Source organism: Brevundimonas vesicularis (assembly GCF_044807075.1).
Taxonomy (GTDB): Bacteria; Pseudomonadota; Alphaproteobacteria; order Caulobacterales; family Caulobacteraceae; genus Brevundimonas; species Brevundimonas vesicularis_G.
On the sequence record NZ_CP085234.1, the window covers coordinates 2,032,722 to 2,056,929 of the forward strand.

General features: G+C 66.1%; 20 protein-coding genes, 1 tRNA gene and 1 pseudogene. 18 read left to right on the top strand and 4 right to left on the bottom strand.

From position 1 onward, the window contains the following. Positions 1-541 precede the first annotated feature (541 nt). The 8 genes from serS (at position 542) to LG306_RS10145 (ending at position 8,394) form a co-directional block, all read left to right on the top strand. Entirely contained in the window at positions 542-2,002 is a 1,461-nt protein-coding gene (gene serS, locus LG306_RS10110; RefSeq protein WP_404414142.1) for a serine--tRNA ligase, read from the top strand. 138 nt (positions 2,003-2,140) lie between these two features. Next, positions 2,141-2,935 carry a 5'/3'-nucleotidase SurE gene (gene surE / locus LG306_RS10115; RefSeq protein ID WP_404414144.1) on the top strand — a complete coding sequence of 265 codons (795 nt, stop codon included), beginning with the start codon at positions 2,141-2,143 and terminating at the stop codon, positions 2,933-2,935. 130 nt (positions 2,936-3,065) lie between these two features. After that, entirely contained in the window at positions 3,066-3,710 is a 645-nt protein-coding gene (locus LG306_RS10120) for a protein-L-isoaspartate(D-aspartate) O-methyltransferase (protein ID WP_045810751.1), read from the top strand. Positions 3,711-3,908: 198 nt separating this feature from the next. Then, a complete protein-coding gene (locus LG306_RS10125; RefSeq protein ID WP_404419699.1) occupies positions 3,909-4,988 on the top strand; it encodes a peptidoglycan DD-metalloendopeptidase family protein in 1,080 nt (359 codons plus the stop codon). Between the two features lie 102 nt (positions 4,989-5,090). Then, positions 5,091-5,402, top strand: coding sequence for a preprotein translocase subunit YajC (yajC, locus tag LG306_RS10130; protein ID WP_017504795.1), 312 nt, complete (start codon positions 5,091-5,093; stop codon positions 5,400-5,402). 36 nt (positions 5,403-5,438) lie between these two features. Then, entirely contained in the window at positions 5,439-7,031 is a 1,593-nt protein-coding gene (gene secD / locus LG306_RS10135) for a protein translocase subunit SecD (protein ID WP_404414147.1), read from the top strand. Continuing rightward, positions 7,031-8,020: a protein translocase subunit SecF gene (secF, locus tag LG306_RS10140; protein ID WP_112861878.1), complete on the top strand. Its 990-nt coding sequence runs from the start codon at positions 7,031-7,033 to the stop codon at positions 8,018-8,020. Before secD ends, secF begins: the two co-directional genes overlap by 1 nt. A gap of 86 nt (positions 8,021-8,106) precedes the next feature. Next, positions 8,107-8,394 carry a hypothetical protein gene (locus LG306_RS10145; protein ID WP_404414149.1) on the top strand — a complete coding sequence of 96 codons (288 nt, stop codon included), beginning with the start codon at positions 8,107-8,109 and terminating at the stop codon, positions 8,392-8,394. A 43-nt stretch (positions 8,395-8,437) separates the two neighbouring features. Here the strand turns inward: LG306_RS10145 and LG306_RS10150 are convergent, their stop codons facing one another. Beyond that, positions 8,438-9,643 carry a pyridoxal phosphate-dependent aminotransferase gene (locus tag LG306_RS10150; protein ID WP_404414151.1) on the bottom strand — a complete coding sequence of 402 codons (1,206 nt, stop codon included), beginning with the start codon at positions 9,641-9,643 and terminating at the stop codon, positions 8,438-8,440. Between the two features lie 122 nt (positions 9,644-9,765). On the opposite strand from LG306_RS10150, the gene LG306_RS10155 reads away from it, so the two are divergent. The 8 genes from LG306_RS10155 (at position 9,766) to LG306_RS10190 (ending at position 19,234) form a co-directional block, all read left to right on the top strand. Next, positions 9,766-10,479: a TVP38/TMEM64 family protein gene (locus LG306_RS10155; RefSeq protein WP_404414153.1), complete on the top strand. Its 714-nt coding sequence runs from the start codon at positions 9,766-9,768 to the stop codon at positions 10,477-10,479. 275 nt (positions 10,480-10,754) lie between these two features. Then, positions 10,755-11,795: a rod shape-determining protein gene (locus LG306_RS10160; RefSeq protein WP_112861881.1), complete on the top strand. Its 1,041-nt coding sequence runs from the start codon at positions 10,755-10,757 to the stop codon at positions 11,793-11,795. Positions 11,796-11,946: 151 nt separating this feature from the next. Continuing rightward, on the top strand, positions 11,947-13,092 hold the full coding sequence (gene mreC, locus LG306_RS10165) for a rod shape-determining protein MreC (protein ID WP_404414156.1): 1,146 nt from the start codon (positions 11,947-11,949) through the stop codon (positions 13,090-13,092). Next, complete coding sequence (locus LG306_RS10170) at positions 13,089-13,607, top strand: hypothetical protein (RefSeq protein WP_404414158.1); 519 nt, start codon at positions 13,089-13,091, stop codon at positions 13,605-13,607. Before mreC ends, LG306_RS10170 begins: the two co-directional genes overlap by 4 nt. Continuing rightward, positions 13,604-15,634: a penicillin-binding protein 2 gene (gene mrdA / locus LG306_RS10175; protein ID WP_404414160.1), complete on the top strand. Its 2,031-nt coding sequence runs from the start codon at positions 13,604-13,606 to the stop codon at positions 15,632-15,634. Before LG306_RS10170 ends, mrdA begins: the two co-directional genes overlap by 4 nt. Continuing rightward, positions 15,631-16,785: a rod shape-determining protein RodA gene (gene rodA, locus LG306_RS10180; protein WP_066551392.1), complete on the top strand. Its 1,155-nt coding sequence runs from the start codon at positions 15,631-15,633 to the stop codon at positions 16,783-16,785. Before mrdA ends, rodA begins: the two co-directional genes overlap by 4 nt. A 144-nt stretch (positions 16,786-16,929) precedes the next feature. After that, complete coding sequence (locus tag LG306_RS10185; protein ID WP_404414163.1) at positions 16,930-18,111, top strand: acyl-CoA dehydrogenase family protein; 1,182 nt, start codon at positions 16,930-16,932, stop codon at positions 18,109-18,111. 4 nt (positions 18,112-18,115) lie between these two features. Further along, positions 18,116-19,234 (top strand): acyl-CoA dehydrogenase family protein, encoded by a 1,119-nt coding sequence (locus tag LG306_RS10190; RefSeq protein WP_404414165.1) that lies wholly within the window; start codon positions 18,116-18,118, stop codon positions 19,232-19,234. A 10-nt stretch (positions 19,235-19,244) separates the two neighbouring features. Here LG306_RS10190 and LG306_RS10195 read toward each other — a convergent pair. Next, a pseudogene (locus LG306_RS10195) lies at positions 19,245-20,435 on the bottom strand (Hsp70 family protein); the annotation flags it as partial. Between the two features lie 54 nt (positions 20,436-20,489). Next, positions 20,490-21,679, bottom strand: a protein-coding gene (locus LG306_RS10200) for an IS3 family transposase (RefSeq protein WP_404413560.1) whose coding sequence is annotated in 2 segments (ribosomal slippage) — positions 20,490-21,427 and positions 21,427-21,679 — 1,191 coding nt in all. Because the reading frame shifts where the segments join, the coding sequence is not laid out codon by codon here. Positions 21,680-21,981: 302 nt separating this feature from the next. On the opposite strand from LG306_RS10200, the gene LG306_RS10205 reads away from it, so the two are divergent. Then, the gene (locus LG306_RS10205) at positions 21,982-23,037 is read left to right on the top strand and encodes a hypothetical protein (protein ID WP_404414167.1); all 1,056 of its coding nucleotides are present in this window, start codon (positions 21,982-21,984) and stop codon (positions 23,035-23,037) included. 79 nt (positions 23,038-23,116) lie between these two features. On the opposite strand, the gene LG306_RS10210 is transcribed toward LG306_RS10205, so the two are convergent. Beyond that, positions 23,117-23,206, bottom strand: a tRNA-Ser gene (locus LG306_RS10210). A gap of 105 nt (positions 23,207-23,311) precedes the next feature. Here LG306_RS10210 and LG306_RS10215 point away from each other — a divergent pair. Then, complete coding sequence (locus tag LG306_RS10215; protein WP_404414169.1) at positions 23,312-24,160, top strand: septal ring lytic transglycosylase RlpA family protein; 849 nt, start codon at positions 23,312-23,314, stop codon at positions 24,158-24,160. Positions 24,161-24,208 lie beyond the last annotated feature (48 nt).

Genomic DNA, 24,208 nt, shown 5'->3' on the forward strand with positions numbered 1-24,208 from the left:
TAAGCCTGCGACGGGCGGGTCGGAGCAGCGATCCCCGATCCCCGGTGCGGCCGAGTATCCCCCTCGACCCTGCGACGCGACTGCGGACGCCGGGGCGATTCCCCGACCGATCAGCCCCGGCGCCGCGATGGGATCTCACCATCGCCCCCGTTCCCTCCGCTCTCGCCGCCGCAAGGTCGCAGGCCAGGCGAGCCCTCCATGCGACGAGACGGATGCATTATGGGGCCGTTTGACCCCTGGGATGGGAGACGAGGGACATAAATCGGCAAGTGGTTGAAATCGCTGCGGATGGACCAGCGGCATTGCGATGGCTGAGCGACGCCACCTTCCCATGTCATGGGGAGGTGGCTCGAAGCGCAGCGGAGAGACAGAGGGGCTCTTCGCGCATCGCGGGCGTCTGTGGGACTGAAAGAGCCCCTCCACCGCTTCGCGGTCCCCCTCCCCATTGCATGGGGAGGAGACATTAAGCTTCTCGCGTTGCCCGATTCCGCGTGGGCGGGTAGAGCGTTCGGCTTCTCCCGCCCAGCCGAAGTTTCAGACCATGCACGACATCAGAGCCATTCGCGAGAACCCCCAGGTTTACGTGGCGGGCTGGTCGTCGCGCGGGGTGGATGATGCACAGAAGGTGGTGGACGATATCCGAGAGCTGGATGCCAAACTGCGTCACGCCCAGACGACGGGGCAGGACGCCCTGGCCAAGCGCAATGCGGCCTCCAAGCTGATCGGCGCCGCCATGGGGCGCAAGGACATGGCCGAGGCCGACCGGCTGAAGGCCGAGGTCGAGGCGCTGAAGGGCGATATCGCGGCGGCCGCCGAGGTCGAGGCGCGCGTCGGCAAGGAGCTGCCCGACCTGCTGGCGGCACAGAAGAACCTGGCGGCCGAGGACGTGCCGGACGGCGAGGACGAGGCGGGCAATGTCGAGGTCTCGACCTGGGGCGAGCCGCGTCGCACCGGTCCGGCCAAGGATCACGCCGAGCTGGGCGAGGCCCTGGGGATGCTGGACTTCGAGGCGGCGGCGAAGATGTCGGGCGCCCGGTTCGCGGTGCTGAAGGGGCAGTTGGCGCGGCTGGAACGGGCCGTGGGCCAGTTCATGCTGGATATGCAGACGGACCAGCACGGGTATATGGAGGTGAACCCGCCGCTGCTGGTGCGGGACGAGGCGATGTTCGGCACGGGGCAGTTGCCGAAGTTTGAGGAGGATCTGTTCAAGACGTCCGTGGATGATCTTGATGCCTTTTTCGAAGCTTTCTTTGCGGATCAGCATGCAAGATTGGCGGAGGCCCAAGAGGATAAGCAAGCTAGCCTCACTTCTGATGAAATCAGCCAAATCCAGCGAAAGTTGGAGGTTGAGTATCTCGCGAAACATCGGAGCGGGAGCTTTGGGAGGACACTCTACCTCATCCCCACCGCCGAAGTCTCCCTGACCAATCTCGTGCGTGAGGCCATCTTGTCCGAGGACGAGGTGGCGACGCCGATGCGGATGACGGCGTTGACGCCGTGCTTCCGGGCCGAGGCGGGGTCGGCGGGGCGCGATACGCGCGGGCTGATCCGCCAGCACCAGTTCTCCAAGGTCGAGATGGTGTCCATCGCGCGGCCGGAGGACTCAGACGCCGAACACGAGCGGATGACGGCCTGTGCGGAGGCGGTGCTGAAGGCGCTGGAGCTGCCGTTCCGGCGGATGTTGCTGTGCAAGGGCGACATGGGCTTTTCGGCGCAGAAAACTTTCGACCTGGAGGTCTGGCTGCCCAGCCAGGGAACCTATCGCGAGATCAGCAGCTGCTCGAACTGCGGGGACTTCCAGGCGCGGCGCATGGATGCGCGGTTCAAGCGCGCCGGCGAGAAAAAGACCGAGTTCGTCCATACGCTGAACGGTTCGGGCCTGGCGGTCGGCCGGACGCTGGTGGCGATCATGGAAAACTATCAGCAGGACGACGGGCGGATCGCCGTGCCGAAGGTGTTGCAGCCCTATATGGGCGGTCTGCAGTTCGTGGGTGGTCAATGAATTTTCCGCTCATCCCCGCGAAGGCGGGGACCCAGTGCTTTGGGCGCCCATCGGAAGATGGTTGCGCGCCCTTGATCCGACGCACTGCCGAGCGACAGAACTGGGTCCCCGCCTTCGCGGGGATGAGCGGAGTTTAGAGTGCGTATTCTCCTGACCAACGACGACGGGATCGAGGCCGAAGGGCTGGAATGCCTCGAGCGGATCGCGCGCACGCTGAGCGACGACGGGTGGGTGTGCGCGCCCGCCGTCGAGCAGTCGGGCAAGGGGCGGGGAATCACCCTGACCGAGCCGCTGCGGGTGCTGAACCTGGGCGAAAAGCGGTTCGCGGTGACGGGCACGCCGACCGACTGCGTCGTGCTGGCGGTCAACGATCTGATGCCGGAGAAGCCTGATCTGGTGCTGTCGGGCGTCAATCGCGGGCACAACATCGGCGAGGACGTCAGCTATTCCGGCACGGTCGCGGGCGCCTTGCAGGGGATGGCGTTCGGCATCCGCTCCATCGCCCTGAGCCAGAGCCTGGAGCGGTTTCACGACGAGGTGGTGGCGCACTGGGAGACGGCGGAAGCCTTTGCGCCTGCGATCATCAGCCGCCTGCTGGACCAGAAGTGGGCGAACGGGGTGGTGATGAACCTGAACTTCCCCAACCGGCCGCCCGAAGCCGTCGATCAGGTCGAGGTGACGACCCAGGGCTTCCGCAATGTCGGCGAGATGCATGCGGTGCGGCGCACGGACCTGCGCGGGCGGGACTATTACTGGATGAGCTTCCGGGGTCAAAAGCAGGAGCATGCCGAGGGCACGGACCTGCGGGCCATCGAGGAGGGGCGGATCTCGGTCACGCCGCTGCATATCGACCTGACGCACATGACCAGCGTGCATGACCTGAAAAAGGTGCTGGGCGGGGCGCCGCCGAAAAAGACGGATCGGGCCGCATGATCCTCCACCGCGCAGCGGGGGAGGGGGACCGCGAAGCGGTGGAGGGGGCGACCCCGCACACCGGCCTTTGGTCCGCCCCCTCCACCATCCTACGGATGGTCCCCCTCCCCCGTAAACGGGGGAGGATCTCTTGAACCTGCACGACGACCGGGCCGGGCGGCTGATCCTGTCGCTGCGGCAGCAGGGGGTCACGGATCCGCGCGTGCTGAAGGCGATGGAGAGCATCGACCGGGCGGTCTTCGTGCACGAGAAGTTCCTGGATCAGGCGTGGGAGGATCAGGCCCTGCCGATCGACTGCGCCCAGACGATCAGCCAGCCCTATATCGTCGGCCTGATGACCCAGGCGCTGGAGGTGCAGGCGCGGCACCGGGTGCTGGAGATCGGCACCGGCAGCGGATACCAGTGCGCGGTGTTGAGCCGGCTGGCGCGCTATGTCTATTCGGTGGAGCGATATCGCAGCCTTCTGGTCGAGGCCGAAGCGCGACTGCGGGTGCTGAAGATCGAGAACGTCATCACCAAGCACGGCGACGGCGGCCTGGGCTGGGCCGAACAGGCGCCGTTCGACCGGATCATGGTCACGGCCGCGTCGCCGACCGAGCCGACCGAACTGCTGAAACAGCTGAAGCCGAACGGGGTGCTGGTCGCGCCTGTGGGACGCACGTCGGTGCAGATGCTGCATCGCTACGTCGGGCAGGGCGACGGGTCGTTCCACCGCGAAAGCCTGACGGAAGTGCGTTTCGTGCCCCTGGTCGAGGGGACGGCGAAGGAAGGGTGACGGGTGAGTCGTGAATAGTGAGTGGTGACCAGGTAGCCAGAGGGCGACTGCTCACGAATCACCACTCACTCTTCACGCCTTGCTCTGCCCGTTAACCTTCGCGCCCCAATTCCGTGCGGTTTGCGGGGTTGGCTTATGGGGCGCGAGCGGGCACACCGGGCGGGCGAGTTTAACCACGAATGGGAGCAGCCGGTGGCGATGATTTCGGGCTGGATGAGAGCGATTCTGGTCGCGGGGGCGGCGTTGAGCACGGCGGCCTGCATCAGCTATCCTTCGGAGCCGCGCTATTCGACGCATGCGAACCCGGCGCCGGCCTATGGTCCGGGGCAGGGCGCCTATCCGCATCAGCCAGCCTATCCGAACGCCGGTCAGAATGCGAACCAGCCCTATCGGCCGGCCCCCGATGAATCGCCGCCCCCCGCGACCGCGCCGATCGGCCAGGTGGACGGCGGAGCCTTGCCGCCGACGGTCAATGTCGGTCCGAGCCAACCGACCTATCAGCCTCCGGCGTCGCAGCCGCCCGCCTATACGCCGCCGTCCTATCCGTCGTCGTCTGCCCCGGTGCGCCCGGGCGCGGCCTATGTGATCCAGCCGGGCGACACGATCTCGGGCGTGGGGCGCAGGTTCCAGACGCCGGTGCAGACGCTGATCGATCTGAACGGACTGGGGCCGCGCGGAGCGATCACGACGGGCCAGCGGATCATCCTGCCTGAAGCGGCGGTGGATACCGGCCGCGATCCGTACGCGACCGGCGCCTCGCCCGTCGGCGTGCTCGTGCCCAACAACGGCGCCGTGCCGCCGCCCCCGCCGCCGCCCTCAGGCAATGCGGCCCTGCCGGTCCAGACGCGCCCTGTCGAACAGGCCAACGCCGCCGGCACCGCTGCCGGTCAGCCGAACCTGCTGTGGCCCGTGCGCGGCGACATCGTGCGGCGTTTCGGCCTGGTCGGCATGGGCGAGCGGAACAACGGCATCAACATCGGGGCCTCGGCCGGCGCGACGGTCAGCGCCTCTGCGGCCGGGCGCGTGGCCTATGTCGGCAGCGATCTGGTGGGGCAAGGGCTGACGGTGCTGATCGTGCACGCCAACGGCTGGCGCACGGTCTATGGCCATCTCGGTTCGGCGACGGTCAAGGATGGTGACGACGTGCGCGCGGGCCAGCAGATCGGCACCGTGGGTCTGACGGCCGGCGACGGACGCCCCTCGATCCACTTCGAGACCCGTCAGATGCGCGGCGACGATCCGGTCGCCGTCGATCCTTTGACAGTGTTGCCCAGGTAGCGCTTTCGCCGCGTTGCAATCTGCGAGGCGCGGCCCTAGGTTCCGCGCCTCGTTTTAATGGGGGGCCGACGAGGGCTACCCTTCTATGTTCGGAGACGACCCATGGGCGCTGAAGGCGGCTTGACGGCGCAGTTGATCGGGTTTGCGCCCATCATCGGTATTTTCATCCTGTTTTACTTCCTGCTGATCCGTCCGCAGCAGAAGCGCGCCAAGGAGCACGCGACCGCCATCGCCGCCGTCAAGCGTGGCGACACGGTCGTCCTGGGCAGCGGCATGATCGGCAAGGTCACCCGCGTCGAAGAGGCCGAGGTCAACGTAGAGATCGCGCCCAGCGTTAACGTGCGCGTGGTCAAGGCCATGATCGCCGAGGTGCGCAACCGCACCGCCATCGCCGCCAACGATTCCAAGGCCTGATACGCTCGCGTATCCGCCGATACCTGGACCGCCCTCATGATTCAGCTGTCGCGCTGGAAAGTCATTCTCGTCGTCGTCTCGGCCGTTCTCGGCTGTCTGCTGGCGTTCCCTAACCTGTTGTCGGATCAGCAACGCGAGGCGCTGCCCGGCTTCATGCCCAAAAACAAGCTGAACCTGGGGCTGGACCTTCAGGGCGGTTCGTATCTGCTGCTGGAAGTCGATGTGCCGGCGATGCGCGAAAAGCGTGTCACCAACCTGATCGAGGACGTTCGGGTCACGCTGAACGGCGCGGGCGTCGCCACCAACGGCTTCCAGCGTGAAGCCGGCGGCGTGGTCGTCACCCTGGCCAATCCGGCCCAGAGCGATGTCGCGTTCAAGGCGCTGCAACAACTGGGCGGTCAGGTCGGACCGGGTGGGCAGGCCGAGCGCACCGCGACGCGCCTGGGCGATAACCGCATCCGCTTCGCCTATACCGACGCTGCGCTGAACGGTATGGGCGCGACGGCCGTGGACCAGTCGATCGAGGTGGTGCGCCGCCGGATCGACAGCCTGGGCACGCGAGAACCCTCCATCACCCGCCAGGGCGCCGACCGGATCGTGGTCCAGGCGCCGGGCGAGAGCGATCCGAGCAAGCTGGAAGAAGTGATCGGCCAGACGGCGCAGCTGACGTTCCAGATGGTCGATGTCGAAAACTCGGTCCAAGACGCAATGGCCGGCCGTGTGCCGCCCGATTCCGAACTGCTGCAAGGCGAGGACGGCACGCCTTATCTGGTCAAGAAGCGCGTGCTGGTGTCGGGCGAGAACCTGACCCGCGCCGGCGTCGGTTCAGACCAGAGCGGCCGCCCGGCCATCGACTTCCGCTTCGACGGCGCCGGCGCGCGTCGCTTCGGCGAAGCCACCGCCGCCAACCTTCAGAAGCCCTTCGCCATTATCCTGGACGGCAAGGTCATCTCGGCCCCGACAATCCAGAGCGCGATCACCTCGGGCTCGGGTCAGATCACGGGCAACTTCTCGATCCAGGAAGCGGCGACGTTGGTGAACCTGCTGAACGGCGGCGCCCTGCCGGCGCCGCTGAACGTCGAGGAGCGCCGCACCGTCACGGCTGAACTGGGTGCGGACGCGGTCGCCGCCGGCGCTCTGTCGACCGCCGTCGGCTTCGCCATCATCGTGCTGTTCATGATCCTGGCCTACGGCCTGCTGTTCGGTGGCGTGTCGGTGGTCGGCCTGGTGCTGAACGGCGTGCTGATCGTGGCGGCCATGTCGCTGACCCAGGCGACGCTGACCTTGCCCGGCATCGCCGGTCTGATCCTGACCTTCGCCGTCGCGGTGGACGCCAATGTGCTGATCTATGAGCGGATGCGTGACGAGGCCCGAGCGGGCCGCAGCGTGATCGCCTCGATGGACGCCGGCTTCAACAAGGCCATGGGCACCATCATCGACGCCAACCTGACGACCCTGGTCGCGGCGGGCATCATGTTCGTGTTCGGCGAAGGCCCGGTTCGCGGGTTCGCCTGGACCCTGACCATCGGTGTGTTCACCTCGGTCTTCTCGTCGGTCCTGGTCGCCCAGGTCCTGCTTGGCTACTGGCTCAAGACGGCCAAGCCCAAAAAACTGCCGATCGCGGAGTGATGGCGATGCGTGGATGGCCCCTCATCAAACTGCTGCCGCAGAAGACGAACTTCCACTTCGTCAAATATGCGCGGTTCGCCGGCGTCCTGTCGGTGATCCTGTGCGTCGCCTCGATCATCGCCTGCTTCTATCCCGGCCTGAACATGGGCATCGACTTCCGGGGCGGCGCCTCGATGGAAGTGTCCAAGCCCGCGGGTCAGACGATCGAGCTGGATCGGGTCCGCGAGGCCGTGAACGGCCTGAACCTCGGCGATGTTCAGGTCCAGGGCATTGCGCGTCGCGACACCAATGTCGATGACGGCTCCACCGCCATTCTTCGCTTCCAGGTGCCGGAAGGCCGCGATCAGACCCAGGTCGTCAACCAAGTCGAGGGCGCCATCAGCGGCGCGGTCGGTCAGGTCAACTATTCGGGCGTCAGCGTCGTCGGCTCCAAGGTGTCGGGCGAGCTGTTCACCTCGGGCCTGCTGGCTCTGGGCGTCGCGATCGGCCTGATGTTCCTCTACATCTGGTTCCGGTTCGAACCGCAGTTCGGGTTCGGAGCCGTGGTCGGCCTGCTGCACGACGTGATCCTGACGTTCGGGCTGATCGTGCTGTTCAAGCTGGAGTTCAGCCTGAACATGGTCGCCGCCGTCCTGACCGTCATCGGCTATTCGATGAACGACACCGTCGTCGTTTTCGACCGCCTTCGCGAGAACCTGCGCAAGTACAAGACCATGCCGCTGCGCGACGTGATCGACCTGTCGCTGAACGAGACCCTGTCGCGGACAATCATCACCGGCGTGACCGCCGTCATGGTGCTGGCGGCCCTGGCCATCTTCGGCGGCGAGGCCTTGTTCGGCTTCTCGATCGCCCTGATGTTCGGCATCATCGTCGGCACCTATTCGTCGATCTATGTCGGTGCGCCGATCATCCTGTTGTGGGGCGTCAAGCGCGGCGCCCTGGCTGACGACGCCAAGCCGGTGAAGCTGGGCATGGCCAGCCGGCCCTAGGTCGAGCGCCATCTTTGAAAGTTGGGCCGTCCCGGCATCGCCGGGGCGGCCTTTTTCTTGGACGGCGTCCGTGCAAGGCTGAGCCTATGAAAGAGCTCGTCCATACCGCCGCCGCCCTTGCCCTGACCGGCGCCCTGACCGGCGGACTGTCCGCCTGCACCGACAGCAAGCGGGCGCGCAATGACGCCACCTGGGGTGACAAGCCGGCGGACATCACCTGCTGGACCTATGGGGTGGAGAACTTCAAGGGACGTTCGACCGGCAAGGTCGAGTACGACGACGGCGGCCGGATCTCGTTCGTCGACGCGTCGAACAACCGCTACACCACGATCGATGGCGACTGCCGGGTCGTCTATATGCAGCCCAGCAAATAGGGCCGGATGGCGGGCGGAGGCCTGAACCTCCGCCCTGTGTCCATCAGCGCAGCGAGGCGGTGAAGCGCTGGATGCGGGTGCAGGCTTCTTCCAGCACGGCGTCCGAGGTGGCGTAGCTGATGCGGAAATAGGGGCTGAGGCCGAAGGCCTCGCCCTGGACGACGGCGACGCCCTCGGCGTTCAGCAGTTCCGCGGCAAAGGTGGAATCGCCGTCGATGACCACGCCCGTCTCCGTCGTCTTGCCGATCAGTCCGGCGATGGACGGATACACGTAGAAGGCGCCCTCGGGCGTGGCGCATGTTATGCCAGCCGCCTGGTTGAGCATCGACACGACCAGGTCGCGGCGCTTTTCGAAAGCAGCCTTGCGCTCAGGGATGAAGTCCTGCGGGCCGTTCAGCGCCTCGACGGCCGCCCACTGGCTGATGCTGGATGGGTTCGACGTGGTCTGGCTGGCCACCTTGCGCATCAGGTCGATCAGCGGCTGAGGGCCGCCGGCGTAGCCGATGCGCCAGCCGGTCATGGCATAGGCCTTGGACACGCCGTTGACCGTCAGGGTGCGGTCAATCAGATCCGGCGCCACCTGGGCGATGGTGGTGTATTCGAAGTCGCCATAGACGAGGTGCTCGTACATGTCGTCGGTCAGCACCCACACGTGGGCGTGACGACGCAGGACCTCGGCCAAGGCTGCAAGCTCGGCGCGGGTGTAGGCGGCGCCGGTGGGGTTGGACGGGCTGTTCAGGATCAGCCATTTGGTGCGGGGCGTGATCGCGGCCTCCAGCACGGCGGGCAGCAACTTGAAGCCGTCCTTCTCCTCGCCGATCACGGTGACAGGCTCGCCGCCGGCCAGCAGCACCATATCAGGATAGCTGACCCAATAGGGGGCGGGCACGATGACTTCGTCGCCGGGGTTCAGCGTGGCGACCAGGGCGTTGAAGATGACGGGCTTGCCGCCCGGCGCGACGTGGATGTTGGCCGCCGTATAGTCGAGATCGTTCTCGCGCTTGAACTTGGCGACGATGGCCGCCTTCAGCTCGGGCATGCCGTCGGCGTCGGTGTATTTGGTCTCGCCGCGGTTGATCGCGTCGATGGCGGACTGTTTGATGTTTTCGGGCGTATCAAAGTCCGGCTCGCCGGCGCCCAGGCCGATCACGTCGCGGCCTTCGGCTTTCAGCTTCCGAGCCTGCGCGGTGACGGCGATGGTAGCCGAAGGCTTGACGCGGGCGAGGGCGGAAGATTGCAGGCTGGACATGAACTATCCCGTGGTTTTGGAAGTTTTTGCCGGGGAGGCCAGGTTCCTTACGCGGCGTCGCCCTTCGGGACAATGCGCTGATGCTCGCTAATGCAGAGATGGGATGATAAGCGGCGGCTCTGATGCGCTGGATCATCGATTTTCTGTCGAACATGGAGGCGCGTCGCTGGCGCGCCGTGCTGGCGACGGCCCTGCTGCTCGGCGCGATGATCGCCCTGTTCGCGGTCGGCAAGAGCCAGTTGGGGCTGGAGGCCGAAGGGCGGCTGGAAGACTGGCTGGGCGGGTTCCGTCAGGGGCCATGGGGGCTGGTGGCCGCCATCGTGGTGTTCACGGGCTCGGCCTTCTTCGGCGCGCCGCAGTTCATCCTGATCGCCGCCTGCGTCGTGGCGTTCGGACCGTGGTTCGGCTTCCTCTACAGCTGGATCGCGACGGTCGTATCGGCGGGCGTGACCTACTGGCTGGGACGCGGACCCACGGCGCGGCTGCTGGCGCGGCACGGCGGTAGGACGGTGGGGCGGCTGACGCGTTTCGTCGGCAAGAACGCCTTTTACGCCAGCTTCATGATCCGCAACGTGCCGTCGGCGCCGTTCATCGTCGTGAACATGGCATTCGGGGCGGCGAGGGCGTCGTTCCCGGGCTTTCTGGCGGGGTGCGCGCTGGGGGTGCTGCCCAAGACGGCGCTGGTCGCCTTCTTCGGCGGATCCTTCATGACGGCGGTCAGCGGCGACGGCATCTGGACCTCGGCCATATTGGCTGGCGTGGCGCTGGCCTGGCTGGGACTGATGCTGGTGGTGCGCGAACTGGTGAAGCGGCGCGAGAGCGTCCGGGGCGATTGATCGGGGCATCGTCCGTATCCAGACGATCATGCGGCTCAAGCGAAGCGGGTCCTCGGTCTCATCCACAGGCGCGCCGCGCGACTGTGGCGTTGTCAATATGACGAGACCGTCATCGGGGCTTGTAATCCCGGTTTCATACGGGCAAACCCGCCGCTAGTAGGCGTGGCGAAGACGATCAGGAACTGTCCGGCGTGGGGATGTCAGGGCAGTTGGGGCGTCGCCAGGTCGACTGAGACATCTAGACGCCCTACCAGCTAACAACGGTATCGATTCCCATGAGCTTCTCCCTTTTCGGCGCGATCTCCAACGACATCGCGATGGACCTGGGCACCGCCAACACCCTGATCTACATGAAGGGCAAGGGCATCGTCCTGAACGAGCCGTCGGTCGTGGCGCTGAGAAATGTCGGGGGGCGCAAGGTCGTCCACGCCGTGGGCATCGAGGCCAAGCAGATGCTGGGCCGCACGCCGGGCCACATGGAGGCGATCCGCCCCATGCGCGACGGCGTCATCGCCGACTTCGAAGTCGCCGAAGAGATGATCAAGCACTTCATCCGCAAGGTGCATAACCGCAAGGGCTTCGTGAACCCCAAGATCATCGTGTGCGTGCCGTCGGGCGCCACGGCCGTCGAGCGTCGTGCGATCAACGACAGCTGCCTGAACGCCTCGGCCCGCCGCGTGGGCCTGATCGACGAGCCCATGGCGGCTGCGATCGGCGCCGGCCTGCCGATCCACGAGCCGACCGGCTCGATGGTCGTCGACATCGGCGGCGGTACGACCGAAGTCGCCGTCCTGTCGCTGTCGGGCATCGTCTATTCGCGTTCGGTCCGCGTCGGCGGCGACAAGATGGACGACAGCATCATCAGCTACATGCGCCGCAACCATAATCTGCTGATCGGCGAAACGACCGCCGAGCGCATCAAGAAGGACATCGGCACGGCCCGTATCCCGGCCGACGGCGAAGGCCTGTCGATCGAGGTCAAGGGCCGCGACCTGATGCAGGGCGTGCCGCGCGAGGTGCGTATCTCGGAGCGCCAGGCCGCGGAGGCCCTGGCCGAGCCGGTCACCCAGATCATCGAGGCCGTGAAGGTCGCGCTGGAAGCCACTCCGCCAGAACTGGCCGCCGACATCGCCGACAAGGGCATCATGCTGACGGGCGGCGGCGCGCTGCTGCGCGGCCTGGACGTCGAAATCCGCGATCACACCGGCCTGCCGGTTTCGGTCGCCGATGATCCGCTGTCCTGCGTGGCCATCGGTTGCGGTCGCGTGCTGGAACATCCGCGCTGGATGAAGGGCATCCTCGACTCCGCGCTCTGATCCGTCCGTTGCGGCCGGGTGAAAGCTTGGCTGCAAATCCTTGTCAGGCCTGCGTGATCACGGTTCCATTCCGGCCTTGATTTTGCGATAGGCAAGCCGAGCGGCAGGGGGCGTCCTGCCGATTCCAACCCCTTTGAGTGGAAGGTCGCCCGTGGCGTTTCGCGACGGCCCTTTTGAAAACATCAAGGTGCCGCTGGCGTGGACCGCCGCGGTCGTCGTCGTCGTGGCTGTCATCGGCGCGGTCGTCCTGTTGCTGGGCGATCGGACCACGTCCGAGGGCGGCTCGACCATGGGCGCGGCGCGCGGCGGTTTCGAATCGGCGGCCGGGCCGGTCGGCGGGGTCTTCGCCGCGCCAGTGCGTTGGGCCGGGACCGCGCGCGACTACGTCGGCGGCTATTTCTTCGCCATCGGCGAGAACCGCCGCCTGAAGGCCGAGATCGCCGACCTGCGCGGCTGGCGCGACGAAGCGATCGCCCAAAAGAACATAAACGGCCGCTATGAGGCCCTGCTGGGTCTGCGCACCGAACCGCCGGTGCCCATGGCCACGGGGCGGGCCATTTCGGAAACACGCGGTCCCTTCTCCAACGCCAAGCTGATCGACGTTGGTTCGGCCAAAGGCGTGCGGATCGGCAATCCGGTCGTGACGGAACATGGACTGGTCGGTCGGGTGACGGGCGTGACGGGCGGCGTCAGCCGTGTCGTGTTGCTGACGGATGTGGCGTCGCGCACGCCTGTGATGATCGAGCGCACCGATGCGCGCGCCATGCTGACCGGCGACGGCGGCGACAGCCCGCGTCTGGAGTTCATTCGCGGATCGGGTTCCATCAAGGCGGGTGACCGTATTCTGAGTTCGGGAGACGGCGGCGGGCTGCCGCGCGGTCTGCCGATCGGGGTGGCCGCCAAGGGCGTGGACGGCGCCTGGCGGGTCAAGCTGTTCAGCGACCATGGGGCGATCGACTATGTTCGCGTGCTGCTGTTCCAGAGCTTCGGCCAGCTGGTCAGCCCGAACGCGCTGAATGCGCCGCCGCTCGCCGGCCTGACGACGGCGCCGGAGCCGAGCGCCGCCGAGGTCGGAGCGATCCGTGACGCCGCCGCCCGCCGCGCGGCGGCGCAGCAGGCCCAAGCCGAACGGGCGCGTGCCGCGGCCGCGACGCCAGCCCCGACGCCTGCGCCCGCCCCTGCGTCGACGGCGGCCCGTCCCGCTGCGACGTCTCCGAGGCCGGCGGCTTCGACCCCGTCGCCTGCGCCGATTGCGGCCAGCCCTGCGCCGACGCCCGCTCCGGGAGGCGCGGCGTGAGACGGCCCGTCGCGGTTCGCGTTGTCGGACCTCTTCAGTGGATCGTCTATCCGGCCCTGCTCGTCCTCGCCGCGACGGTTGTTCTGGGCACGCCGCTCCAGCTGTTCGGTTTGCATCTGCCCGAGCCGGTCATTCCGATGATCCTGGCCTTCGCCTGGCCGTTAATCCGGCCGTCGATGCTGGCGCCGGCGATCTTGTTTCTGATCGGCCTGTTCCTGGATCTGTTCTGGAATACGCCGCTGGGTCTGTGGGCGCTGTGTCTGATGGGCGTCTATGGAACGGTGCTGCTGTCGCGTAATCTGCTGGCGGGGCATGAGGGGATGATCCGCTTCGGAGCCTATGCCGCCTGTACGCTGGGCGCCTTTTTTCTGGCCTATCTGGTGGTGACCATGCGGGCGACGAACGCGCCGGCGATCCTGCCGCTGGTCGGGCAGGTCGTGCCGACGCTGCTGCTGTTTCCGATCGTCAACTGGATGCTTGAGCGATTCGACGACGGAGATATTCGGTTCCGATGAGCGGCGAGCCCTCCATCTTCTTCGCCGATGTGAATGAGCGTCAGGGGTCCTTCCTGCGGCGCACCTTCGTGCTGGGCGGGGCGACGGCGCTGGGGATTACCGCGCTGATCGGACGGCTGGGTCAGCTGCAGGTCGTGCAGGCTCAGGAATATGCGACCCTGTCGTCGCAGAACCAGTTCAACTTTCGCATGGTCCCGCCGCCGCGCGGCCTGATCAAGGACCGCAACGGCGTCGTCATCGCCGGCAATCGCCCCAGTTTCCGGGTGCTGGTGGTGCGCGACGAAACCAAGGATCTGGACCAGACGCTGGACCTTCTGGGACGGCTGTTGCCCGACACGCTTGAGCGCCGGCGCGCCATCATCCGCGACGTCAATGCGGCGTCCAAGTTCAATCCGGTGCCGGTCAAGAGCGACCTGACCTGGGAGGAGTTCGCCAAGGTCAATCAGTACGCCAACGAACTGCCCGGCGTCATGGTCGATATGAACGAGGCGCGCTACTACCCGTTCGGCGGAGCGTTCGCCCACGTCATCGGCTATGTGGCCAAGGTTTCGGATCGGGACGTCAAGGCGATCCGCGACAAGGGCGAGCAGCCGCCGGCCCTGCTGTTCAATCCCAGCTTCCGCATCGGCCGTCAGGGCGTCGAAAAGGCGCTGGACGCGTCGCTGCGCGGCGAGCCGGGCGGCAATCGGGTCGAGGTGGATGCGCGCGGTCGCGTGGTCGCCGAGGACATCGGCGGATCGCGGCCCGCCGTGCCCGGCAAGGAAGTCATCCTGACGCTGGACGCCGACGTTCAGAACCGGGCGCTGGAGGTGTTTGGCGACGAGTCGGGCGCCTGTGTGGTCATGGATGTGCGCAACGGCGACATCCTGTGCATGATGTCTGCGCCGTCGTTCGATCCAAACCTGTTCGTCGGCGGCGTGCCGAGCAAGACCTATCGCGCACTGGCCGATTATGAGCGCAAACCGCTGCTGGACAAGACGCTGAACGGCACCTTCCCGCCGGGCTCGACCTTCAAGCCGACGACGGCCCTGGCCTTGCTGGAGGCGGGTGTCGATCCGAATCAGACGGTCTTCTGCAGCGGCGCATATCGCACCGGCAACCGGGTGCAGCGATGCTGGGGGCGGCATGGCACCCAGAACATGCACGACGCGATCAAGAACTCCTGCGACGTCTATTTCTACGCCATGTGCAACCGCGCGGGCGTGGACAATATCCGCAAGGCCGGGCTGGCGCTGGGCTTCGAGCACGAGTTCGACATTGGTGTCGGCAACCAGCGCAAAGGCCTGTTGCCGTCCACGGAATGGAAGGCGCGAACCTTCCCGCGCGATCCGGTCTGGCATCCGGGGGAGACGACCTCCGTCGCCATCGGGCAGGGGGCGATCACAGTGAACGCCCTGCAGCTGGCGGTCATGACCTCTAGGTTGGCCAACGGGAAGAAGCAGCTGCAGCCGCGCCTGATCAAGTCCATCGGCGGCGTCGAACAACCTAGCGGGGCCGAGGCCCCAGACCTGCCGTTCGATCCCGCCCACGTCGAATATGTGCGCCAGGGCATGATCGCCGTGGCCAACGACCGATCCGGCACCGCCTATCGCCAGAGCCAGTTGGGCCTGGGCGACATACAGATGGCCGGCAAGACCGGCACGGCCCAGGTCCGAAACTACGGCTCCGGCTCGCGCAAGAGCAATATCTGGGCGCTGAAGGATCACAACCTGTTCGTGGCCTTCGCGCCGGTGGATGCGCCGCGATATGCGGTCGCCGTTATCGTCGAACACGGGGGCAAGGGCGGGGCGACCGCCGGCGCGCCGCGTGCGCGCGAGGTGATGCGCACCGTGCTGCTCAAGGATCCGGATATGCGAGCCCGCATCGAACGGCCGCTGCCGCCCGAACCGACCGGCGACGCTATCGTAGAGGACGGCGTGGTCGGCGCCGCGCCCGAGCCCGATGTCGTGGCCCCGCCGCAGCCGAGCCGCCCCGCGCCGTCTGCGACCAGCGGCCCGCGTCCCTATCTGTCCGAGCCCGGCCGTTGACCGCCTCGGCCCTGTCACGTCCCGGCGAGCGCGAACGCGTCTCGACCAAGCTCGGCCAGATCGACTGGCGTCTGACGGCCCTGCTGTGCGTGGTGTCCGGCACCGGCGCCCTGATGCTGTATTCGGTGGCGGGCGGATCCTGGTCGCCGTGGGCGATGAAGCACCTGATCCGGTTCGGCATGTGTCTGGCGCTGATGCTGATGCTGTCGTTGATCAGCATCCGCTACTGGTTCGCCCTGGCCTATCCCATCTACGGGATGGCGCTGTTCATGCTGGCGCTGGTGGAGACGCCGCTGGGCTATACGGCGCTGGGGGCCACGCGATGGCTGGACCTGGGCTTCACCCGCATCCAGCCGTCCGAGATCATGAAGATCGGCGTCGTGCTGGCCCTGGCGCGCTGGTATCACGGCGCCTCGGCCAAGGAGGCGAGTTTCCACTGGAAGCTGATCTTCCCGGTCGGGATCATCGGCCTGCCGTTCCTGCTGGTCGCGCACCAGCCGGACCTAGGATCGGCCATGCTGATCGGTTTGACGGGCGCGGCGATCATGTTCGTCGCTGGGCTGAGCTGGCGGATCATCCTGCCGCTGATCATCGCCGCCGCCGTGCTGGTGCCGCCCTATGTGATGTTCGGCATGCACGACTATCAGCGTCATCGGGTGCTGACCTTCCTGAACCCCGAGGCCGACATGTCGGACAAGGGCTATCAGATCGTGCAGTCCAAGATCGCCATGGGGTCGGGCGGGCCGCTGGGACGCGGGTTCGGCCTGGGCAGCCAGAGCCAGCTGGAGTTCCTGCCAGAACGCCAGACCGACTTCATCTTCGCCGCCTTCGCCGAGGAGTTCGGCTTTGTGGGCACCTTCACGCTTCTGGCCTCCTATGCCGCCATCATCCTGATCTCCCTGAGGATCGCCTCGCTGTCGCACAGTCACTTCGGGCGATTGGCGGCGTCGGGGGTGACGGCGACATTCGCGCTCTATGTGCTGATCAACGGGGCGATGGTGATGGGGCTGGCGCCGGTCGTGGGCGTGCCGATGCCGCTGCTATCCTACGGCGGCACGGTGATGCTGACCGTCATGATCGGCTTCGGTCTGGTGATGGCGACGCGGGTTCACCGCTATGCCGAACTGCCCAAGGGCCACGGCCTGATCTGACGGCCTGATCTGACGTTACGTCAGCTAAGTGATCGGCATTCAGGTTTCGCTTTCTAAGGCGGGGATTTCCTGGATAAGGTCATTCCCAACGATGTCTCGCATCGGTTTCGGCCGGTCAGCGACGCACGCCATGGGAGACGAGGAATGACCGATCTGGAGCAATTCCGCGCCGAGACGCGCGCCTGGCTGGAGGCGAACTGCCCGGCCGAATGTCGCGGGCCGATGGCCGACGACGAAATGATCTGGGGCGGGCGAAACCCCACCTTCAAGACCCCGGCGCACAAGCTGTGGCTGGAGCGGATGGGCGCGCGGGGCTGGACAGCGCCGGAATGGCCCCAGGAATACGGCGGGGGCGGCCTCAGCCGCGAGGAGGCCAAGGTGCTGGCCTCCGAACTGCGCCGCATCAAGGCCCAACCGGCCCTGGCCAGTTTCGGCGTCTGGATGCTGGGCCCGGCGCTGCTGGCCTTTGGGACCGAAGAGCAGAAGAAACGCTTCCTGCCGGAGATCGTGCGCGGCGAGGTTCGTTGGTGCCAAGGCTATTCCGAGCCGGGTGCGGGGTCGGATCTGGCGTCCATCCAGACGCGGGCCGAGGATCGAGGCGACCACTGGATCGTCAACGGCCAGAAGATCTGGACCTCCTACGCCGACAAGGCCGACTGGATCTTCTGCCTGGTGCGCACGGACCCCGAGGCGCCCAAACATCTGGGCATCAGCTTCGTGCTGTTCGACATGAAGACGCCGGGCGTGACGACGCGGCCGATCACCCTGATTTCAGGCAAGTCGCCCTTCTGCGAGACCTTCTTCGACGACGTGCGGGTGGAAAAGGAAAACCTGGTCGGCATGCTGAACCGGGGCTGGGACGTGGCCAAATACCTGCTGGCGCATGAGCGGACCATGATCGGCGCGATGGGCGAAGTCGGCGGCGGGCGGCCGGTGGGGCAGGTGGCTCTGGACGCCATCGGCGCCGACGAAGCCGGGCGTCTGGACGAGCCGATGCTGCGCGCCCGGATCGCGGACCTGGAGATCGACGCCGCCGCCTTCCGCCTGGCGATGGAGCGGGTCGGCGATCAGGTGAAGGCCAAACAGGCGCACCCGGCCATCGCCTCCATGCTGAAATACTATGGCTCCGAGCTGAACAAGCGGCGCCATGAGCTGCTGATGGCGGCGGGCGGGGCCGATGCGCTGGAATGGGAGGGCGAGCGGTCGAACGACGGCAAGACCGCGCGCGACTGGCTGCGGACAAAGGCCAACTCCATCGAGGGCGGCACAAGCGAGGTTCAGCTGAACATCATCGCCAAACACCTGCTGCAACTGCCGGGAGCGTGAGACGATGCCGCTGATCCTGACTGAAGAACAGACGATGTTGCAGGACGCCGCCGACGGCTTCCTGAACGAACAGGCGCCGATCGACCATCTGAGAAAGCTGCGGGACGAGCGTGACGCCAACGGGGTGTCGCGCGACCTATGGCGGGCCTTTGGCGAGATGGGGTTCGCCGGCGTCATCATCCCCGAGGCGCTGGGCGGCATGGGGCTGGGCGCCGTTGAGGCCGGGGTGATCGCCGAGAGCCTGGGCCGCACCCTGACGCCGTCGCCGTATCTCGGCTCGTCGATCCTGTCCGCCAAGGTGCTGATCGACGGCGGATCGCAGGCGCAGCAGGCCTGGCTGCCCAGGATCGCGGCGGGCGAGGCGATCCTGTCGCTGGCAGTGGACGAGGGTGCGAAACACGCGCCGTCGCGGATCACCACCGGGGCCGAGCGCGCGGGCAACGGCTTCAAGCTGAACGGGGCCAAGGCCTTCGTGCTGGACGGCCATGTGGCGGACGCCCTGATCGTCGTCGCGACGGCTGAAGAGGGCACGACGCTGTTCCTAGTCGATCCGGCGACGGCGGGCGTCGAGATCGAGCGCACGGTGATGGTGGACGCGCACAATGCGGCGCGGATCACGCTGAGCGATGTCGCGGTCGACGCCGATGCAGTGATCGGCGCGGTTGGGGGCGGGGAGGCGCTGCTGGACGGCGCGCTGAACCTGGGGCGTGCCTGCGCGGCCTCCAGCCTGACCGGCGCCGGGGATCAGGCGTTCAAGACGACGATGGATTATCTGCGGACCCGCAAACAGTTCGGCAAGCTGATCGGCGAGTTCCAGGCGCTGCAACACAGGGCCGCGCATCTGTTCTCGGAGCTGGAGCTGGCGCGCGCGGCGACGATCGGCGCGCAGATCGCGATCGACGAGGGGCGCGAGGACGCGCCGCTGGCGGCCTCCATCGCTAAGGCCAAGGCCGGGCGGGTCGCCGAACTGGCGGTGCAGGAGGCGGTCCAGATGCACGGCGGCGTCGGCATGACCGACGAGTTCGACGTCGGATTGTTCATGAAGCGGGTGCGGGTGCTGAACGAACTGCTGGGCGACGCCGGTTTCCACGCCGAACGGGTGGCGCGGGCGCAAGGGTTCTAGGGTCGGGATTCTAGACCGCCTTTTCGCTCCACAGGTCCAGATCCGCCTCGCGCCCGATCAGGGCCAGGCCGGCGGCGATGGATTCGAACTCGCCGCCCGTCTCGATCCGCTCGGCGCCGAAGCGGTGTTGGAAAAGCGCCCGCACGGCCGGCACGAAGGAGGTGCCGCCGGTCAGGAAGACGCGGTCAATGGCGTCGGGCGCCAGGCCGCTGCGCGCCATCGCCTGATCCACCGCCCCCTCGATGGCGGCCAGTTCCGGCGCAATCCAGCGTTCGAAATCGGCGCGGGCGACCGGCTTTTCGATATGGACGCCACCGGCCTGGAACAGGAAGGTCGCCTGGTCTTCGGCCGACAGGGCCATCTTCAGCGTGGAGATGGCGCGGTACAGGTCATGGCCGTGGTTGTCGTCCAGCACCTCGATCAGGCGCTCGATCTTCTCCGGCTCCAGTGCGGTGCGAGCCAGCGTGCGGATGTCGCGCATGTCGCGTGATGCGCGCAGCAGGGCCAGCTGATCCCAGCGGGCGAAGGCGGAATAATACCGCTGGGGAATAGGCAACTGTTTGCCGACCGAACTGTACAGCCCGCCCTTGCCGAGTTCGGGCGACACCAGTTGGTCGATGATCCGGTAGTCGAAGGCGTCCCCCGCCACGCCCACGCCCGAGCGCGCCAACGGCGTCGATCGCAGGCCGTCGGGCGTATGTTCGAACCGGATGATGGAGAAGTCGCTGGTGCCGCCGCCGAAGTCGGCGACCAGGACCGTGGCGTCCGCCTTCAGCTGGCGTGCGAAATAGAAGGCAGCGCCGACCGGCTCGTGCGCATAGCGGATGTCGGTGAAGCCCAGCCGCTGGAACGCCCTCTGATAGCGCGACAGGGCCAGGGTCTCGTCCGGATTGCCGCCCGCAAAGGTGACGGGACGGCCGACGATGACGGCGGGCGGCGCAGCAGCCAGTGCGTCGCCGGCGTGGTGGCGCAGGTGCAAGAGGAAGGCGGCCAGCAGATCCTCGAAGGCGTAGCGCTTGTTGTCGATCCGGGTCTCGGTGAAGGCGGCGCTGGCGGCGAAGGTCTTGAACGACTGGATGAAGCGGGTCTCCAGCGGATCCTCGACATAGGCGGCGATGGCCCAGGGCCCGGCCTCGACCACGCGCTCGGGCGGCTGGCCGTCCACGCCCGGATGGGTCTGGAAGCTGAGCGCCGAGCGGAAGGTGGTCGTCTGGCCCTCGACCGCGTCGAAGGTCACTGACGTGACCCCCGTTTCTCATCCAGCCATAACGAGAGTCCTTGGTTGATCTGAACTGGGGTTGGCGGGGTTGGCAATAGGCCGGTCTGAGCAGCCATCAACCAGCGCAGCAGACCGGCCGCTCTGTCCGGTGAGCGCCTGTGCGTAGGCCTTCGGCGTCAACCATCCCAGCTTCGAGTGAGGCCGGGTTTCGTTGTAGTCGCGCCGCCAGGTTTCGAGGACAGCCCGGGCGTGCGGCAGCGATCGGAACAGCGTCTCATTCAGCAGCTCGTCGCGCAGCCGACCATTGAAGCTCTCGTTGAAGCCGTTCTGCTGAGGCTTGCCCGGCGCGATGTAATGCCAGCTCACGCCGGCGTCGTCGGCCCAGGCCAGGATGGCGTTGGACGTATATTCCGTGCCGTTGTCGCTGATGATCGTATCCGGGCGTCCCCGCCGCAGGATGATGGCGTCCAACTCGCGCGCCACCCGTCGCCCTGACAGCGAGGTGTCGGCGACGAGCCCGAGGCACTCGCGCGTGCAGTTGTCGATCACCGTCAGGATGCGGAAGCGCCGCCCGTCCGTCATCTGGTCGGAGACGAAGTCCAGCGACCAGCGCTGGTTCGCGACCAGGGGAATCTCCAGCGGACGCCGCGTGCCTATGGCGCGTTTGCGCCCGCCGCGCCGGCGCACCGTCAGCTTCTCCTCGCGATAGATCCGCTGGACGCGCTTCTTGTTGACCGCATGCCCCTCGCGCCGAAGCATCACGTGCAGGCGGCGATAGCCGAACCGCCGTCGCTCCTGGGCCAGGGCCTTCAGCCGATCCCGCAGGACGCCGTCGTCCGGTCGCGTCGCCTGATAGCGCACGCTCGTCCGATCCACGCCCAACACCCGGCAGGCCCGCCGTTCGCTCATCGCGTAGGCCGACTGCAGGTGCGCCGCCGCCTCTCGATGCGCAGCGGGCGTCACCACTTTTTTCCCAGCAGATCCTTCAGCGCGACGCTGTCCAGCATCGAGTCCACCAGCATCCGCTTCAGCTTGGCGTTCTCCTCTTCCAGCGCCTTCAGACGCCGGGCCTCTGACACGTCCATGCCGCCATACTTGGCCTTCCACTTGTAGAAGGTCGGTGAGCTCAGCCCGTGCTTCCTGCACAGGTCCGCCACCGGAACGCCGGCCTCCTGCTCGCGCAGGATCCCGATGATCTGCTCTTCCGTGAACCGTGATCGCTTCATTCTGTCCGTCCTTTCGAGGGGCGGACTCTAGCTATTCCTGGAGGAGTTTAAGGGGGTCACGTCACGCCCCATGATCATGGCGATCCCGACGCTGTGGCGCGCTATCCTATTGCTGCGGGGAGTGCCTCCAACCGCCTATAAATCAAGTCTGCCACTCTCGATCTATTCTCGTAGAGCGGCTTGTTCACACCAGACGAACGTCGGGAACACCCTGGGCCGTGCGACCAAAGGAGAGCGTTGTCTGGACTCTTCAACGCAACTTGGGGACGATGGTGGGTGGGCGCTAAGGTTGGGGATGTCGCATGTTCAGAGCTAGAACCGTTTTCGTGATCGGTGCGGGAGCCAGCTATGAGGTGGGGTTGCCGATCGGTGATGATCTGCTGAAAGCGATCGTCGAAATGACCCACTTTCAGTTTGATCACTTTTCAAAGCAAACACATGGGGATGTATTTATAGTCGAAGCCCTCAGGACTATCCTGAATGAGGGGCGTTCAGTAGAGCGATTGAACGATCACCTTCGGGCGGGCCGCCAACTTGGGCTTTCGGCCAAGCAGGCTCTTTCGATCGACAACGTGATTGATGCATTGGAGAACAAGGAGATCGAGCTCCTTGGCAAACTTGGGATCGCACGTGGCATCTTAAAAGCAGAAGCGCATAGCACATACTTCCGACCAGCCCAGGACACTCGGAAGGTGGACATGAGTATGTTTCAAAATACTTGGTATAGCAGCTTCACCAAGCTACTTACGGAACAAGTAAAGCTGAGCCAAATCGACAATCTTTTCGACAATGTCGAAATTGTAAATTTCAATTATGATAGGTGCTTGGAGCATTATCTGCCGCTATCACTCAGTGATTACTACGGCATCGCGCCCGAGCAGATTCAGGCATTGATGAAGGACTGGCTGATCCATCGGCCCTATGGACTGACCGGCCGGCTGCCATGGCGATCAGGGGAGGAGCCTGCTGTCCAGTTTGGGCATTGCGGGGCAGCTCAACTGGTGGAGGTGGTTGACCAGATTCGGACATTCACCGAGCAGATCGAAGAGGGGGAAGCGCTTGATGCAATGAGAGCGGCGATCGCGTCAGCGGATCGCATCGTGTTCCTCGGTTTTGCTTTTCATCGGCAGAATGTCCGTTTGATCGCGACAGATATTCAAGATCACACGGAAATTCTTGCGACCGCCCAAGGCATATCGAAGAGCGACAGGGGTGTCATAGAAGACGAACTCGCGGATGCTTTTGGTTTTGGCCACGAGATAGGGAGAATGGGCCGGATAGATTTGGCCGCTGACACCAAATGCAACGAACTCTTTCGAAATTACTGGCGCACGTTGACTGCCGCCCCGCCCGAGTAGGTAGTATCCGGGCATGGTGGGTTCGACGGAGTGTGAACAACCCGCCTCCGGGAAGAAACATCACGCTAGCCTAAATCAATGGCGGAAGCGGTGGGATTCGAACCCACGGACGGCTCTCACCGTCGCTGGTTTTCAAGACCAGTGCCTTAAACCACTCGGCCACACTTCCTTGCCGCCGCAGCGGAGGCGGACGCCATAGCAGGCGAACGGGTCATTAACCAAAGCGGAAATGTCTTCGGTCATCCTGTTTTCGTATTTTTTGCGAGGCGGGTCGATGACGTTTGGACAGGGAGTGCGCGGCGCGCTGATCCTGGGGCTGTTTTCGCTGCTGGCCGCCTGTTCCACCGTCGGCGGAGCAGGCGTGCGCGGGACGGTCGCCGGGCGCGGCGAGGACCATCCGCCCGTCGTCAAGGATCCGGCGCCAATCGTGTCGGGGACGATGCGGCCCTATCAGGTGCGCGGGCGCTGGTACACGCCCAAGGAACAGCCGGATTACGAAGAGGTCGGGATGGCGTCCTGGTACGGCGACGCCTTCAACGGGCGACCGACCTCGACCGGCGAGCGGTTCGACATGCATGCCCTGACGGCGGCCCACAAGACCCTGCCTCTGCCCGGTCTGGTCGAGGTGACGAACCTGGAGAACGGGCGGCGACTGGTGGTGCGGATCAACGATCGCGGGCCGTTCGTGGACAGCCGGATCATCGACCTGTCGCGCGAGGCGGCGAGCGAACTGGGAATGCTGTCGCAGGGCGTGGGGCGGGTGCGGGTGCGCTACCTCGGCCGGGCGCCGCAGCAGGGCGGGGGCACGCTGTTGCGGGCTTCGGCGCCCGCCCCGAGAGGCGCGGTCCCGGCCAGCCCGCCCGTCAGCGCGCCCGTCATCGCTGCCACGCCGGTCGCGGTTGCGGAGGTGACGACCTTCTGGGTCCAGGCGGGCAGTTTCTCGGATCAGGTCGAGGCCGGGCGAATCGCCGACAGCCTGAGCGGCTGGGTGCGCGCCGATCGGGGCGCGGGGCGGTTCAACGTCGTGGTGGGGCCGTGGGATAGCGCCAATGCGGCCGAGGCGGCGCGTCAGTCGGTCGTGGCGCGGGGTTATGCGGGCGCCCTGTTGATATCCGGCAGCTGATCGCGCGGGCGGGCTTGCGCCGGGCGGCGTCGGCACGCCATGAAGGCG

Excerpts from the sequence above, each read along its gene's own strand:
- LG306_RS10185 (WP_404414163.1), top strand. The coding sequence starts at position 16,930 with ATGACCGATCTGGAGCAATTCCGCGCCGAGACGCGCGCCTGGCTGGAG.
- secD (WP_404414147.1), top strand. The coding sequence starts at position 5,439 with ATGATTCAGCTGTCGCGCTGGAAAGTCATTCTCGTCGTCGTCTCGGCC.
- LG306_RS10155 (WP_404414153.1), top strand. The coding sequence starts at position 9,766 with ATGCGCTGGATCATCGATTTTCTGTCGAACATGGAGGCGCGTCGCTGG.
- LG306_RS10215 (WP_404414169.1), top strand. The coding sequence starts at position 23,312 with ATGACGTTTGGACAGGGAGTGCGCGGCGCGCTGATCCTGGGGCTGTTT.
- yajC (WP_017504795.1), top strand. The coding sequence starts at position 5,091 with ATGGGCGCTGAAGGCGGCTTGACGGCGCAGTTGATCGGGTTTGCGCCC.
- mrdA (WP_404414160.1), top strand. The coding sequence starts at position 13,604 with ATGAGCGGCGAGCCCTCCATCTTCTTCGCCGATGTGAATGAGCGTCAG.
- LG306_RS10160 (WP_112861881.1), top strand. The coding sequence starts at position 10,755 with ATGAGCTTCTCCCTTTTCGGCGCGATCTCCAACGACATCGCGATGGAC.
- serS (WP_404414142.1), top strand. The coding sequence starts at position 542 with ATGCACGACATCAGAGCCATTCGCGAGAACCCCCAGGTTTACGTGGCG.
- LG306_RS10205 (WP_404414167.1), top strand. The coding sequence starts at position 21,982 with ATGTTCAGAGCTAGAACCGTTTTCGTGATCGGTGCGGGAGCCAGCTAT.
- LG306_RS10145 (WP_404414149.1), top strand. The coding sequence starts at position 8,107 with ATGAAAGAGCTCGTCCATACCGCCGCCGCCCTTGCCCTGACCGGCGCC.
- LG306_RS10150 (WP_404414151.1), bottom strand. The coding sequence starts at position 9,643 with ATGTCCAGCCTGCAATCTTCCGCCCTCGCCCGCGTCAAGCCTTCGGCT.
- LG306_RS10190 (WP_404414165.1), top strand. The coding sequence starts at position 18,116 with ATGCCGCTGATCCTGACTGAAGAACAGACGATGTTGCAGGACGCCGCC.
- LG306_RS10125 (WP_404419699.1), top strand. The coding sequence starts at position 3,909 with ATGATTTCGGGCTGGATGAGAGCGATTCTGGTCGCGGGGGCGGCGTTG.
- secF (WP_112861878.1), top strand. The coding sequence starts at position 7,031 with ATGGCGATGCGTGGATGGCCCCTCATCAAACTGCTGCCGCAGAAGACG.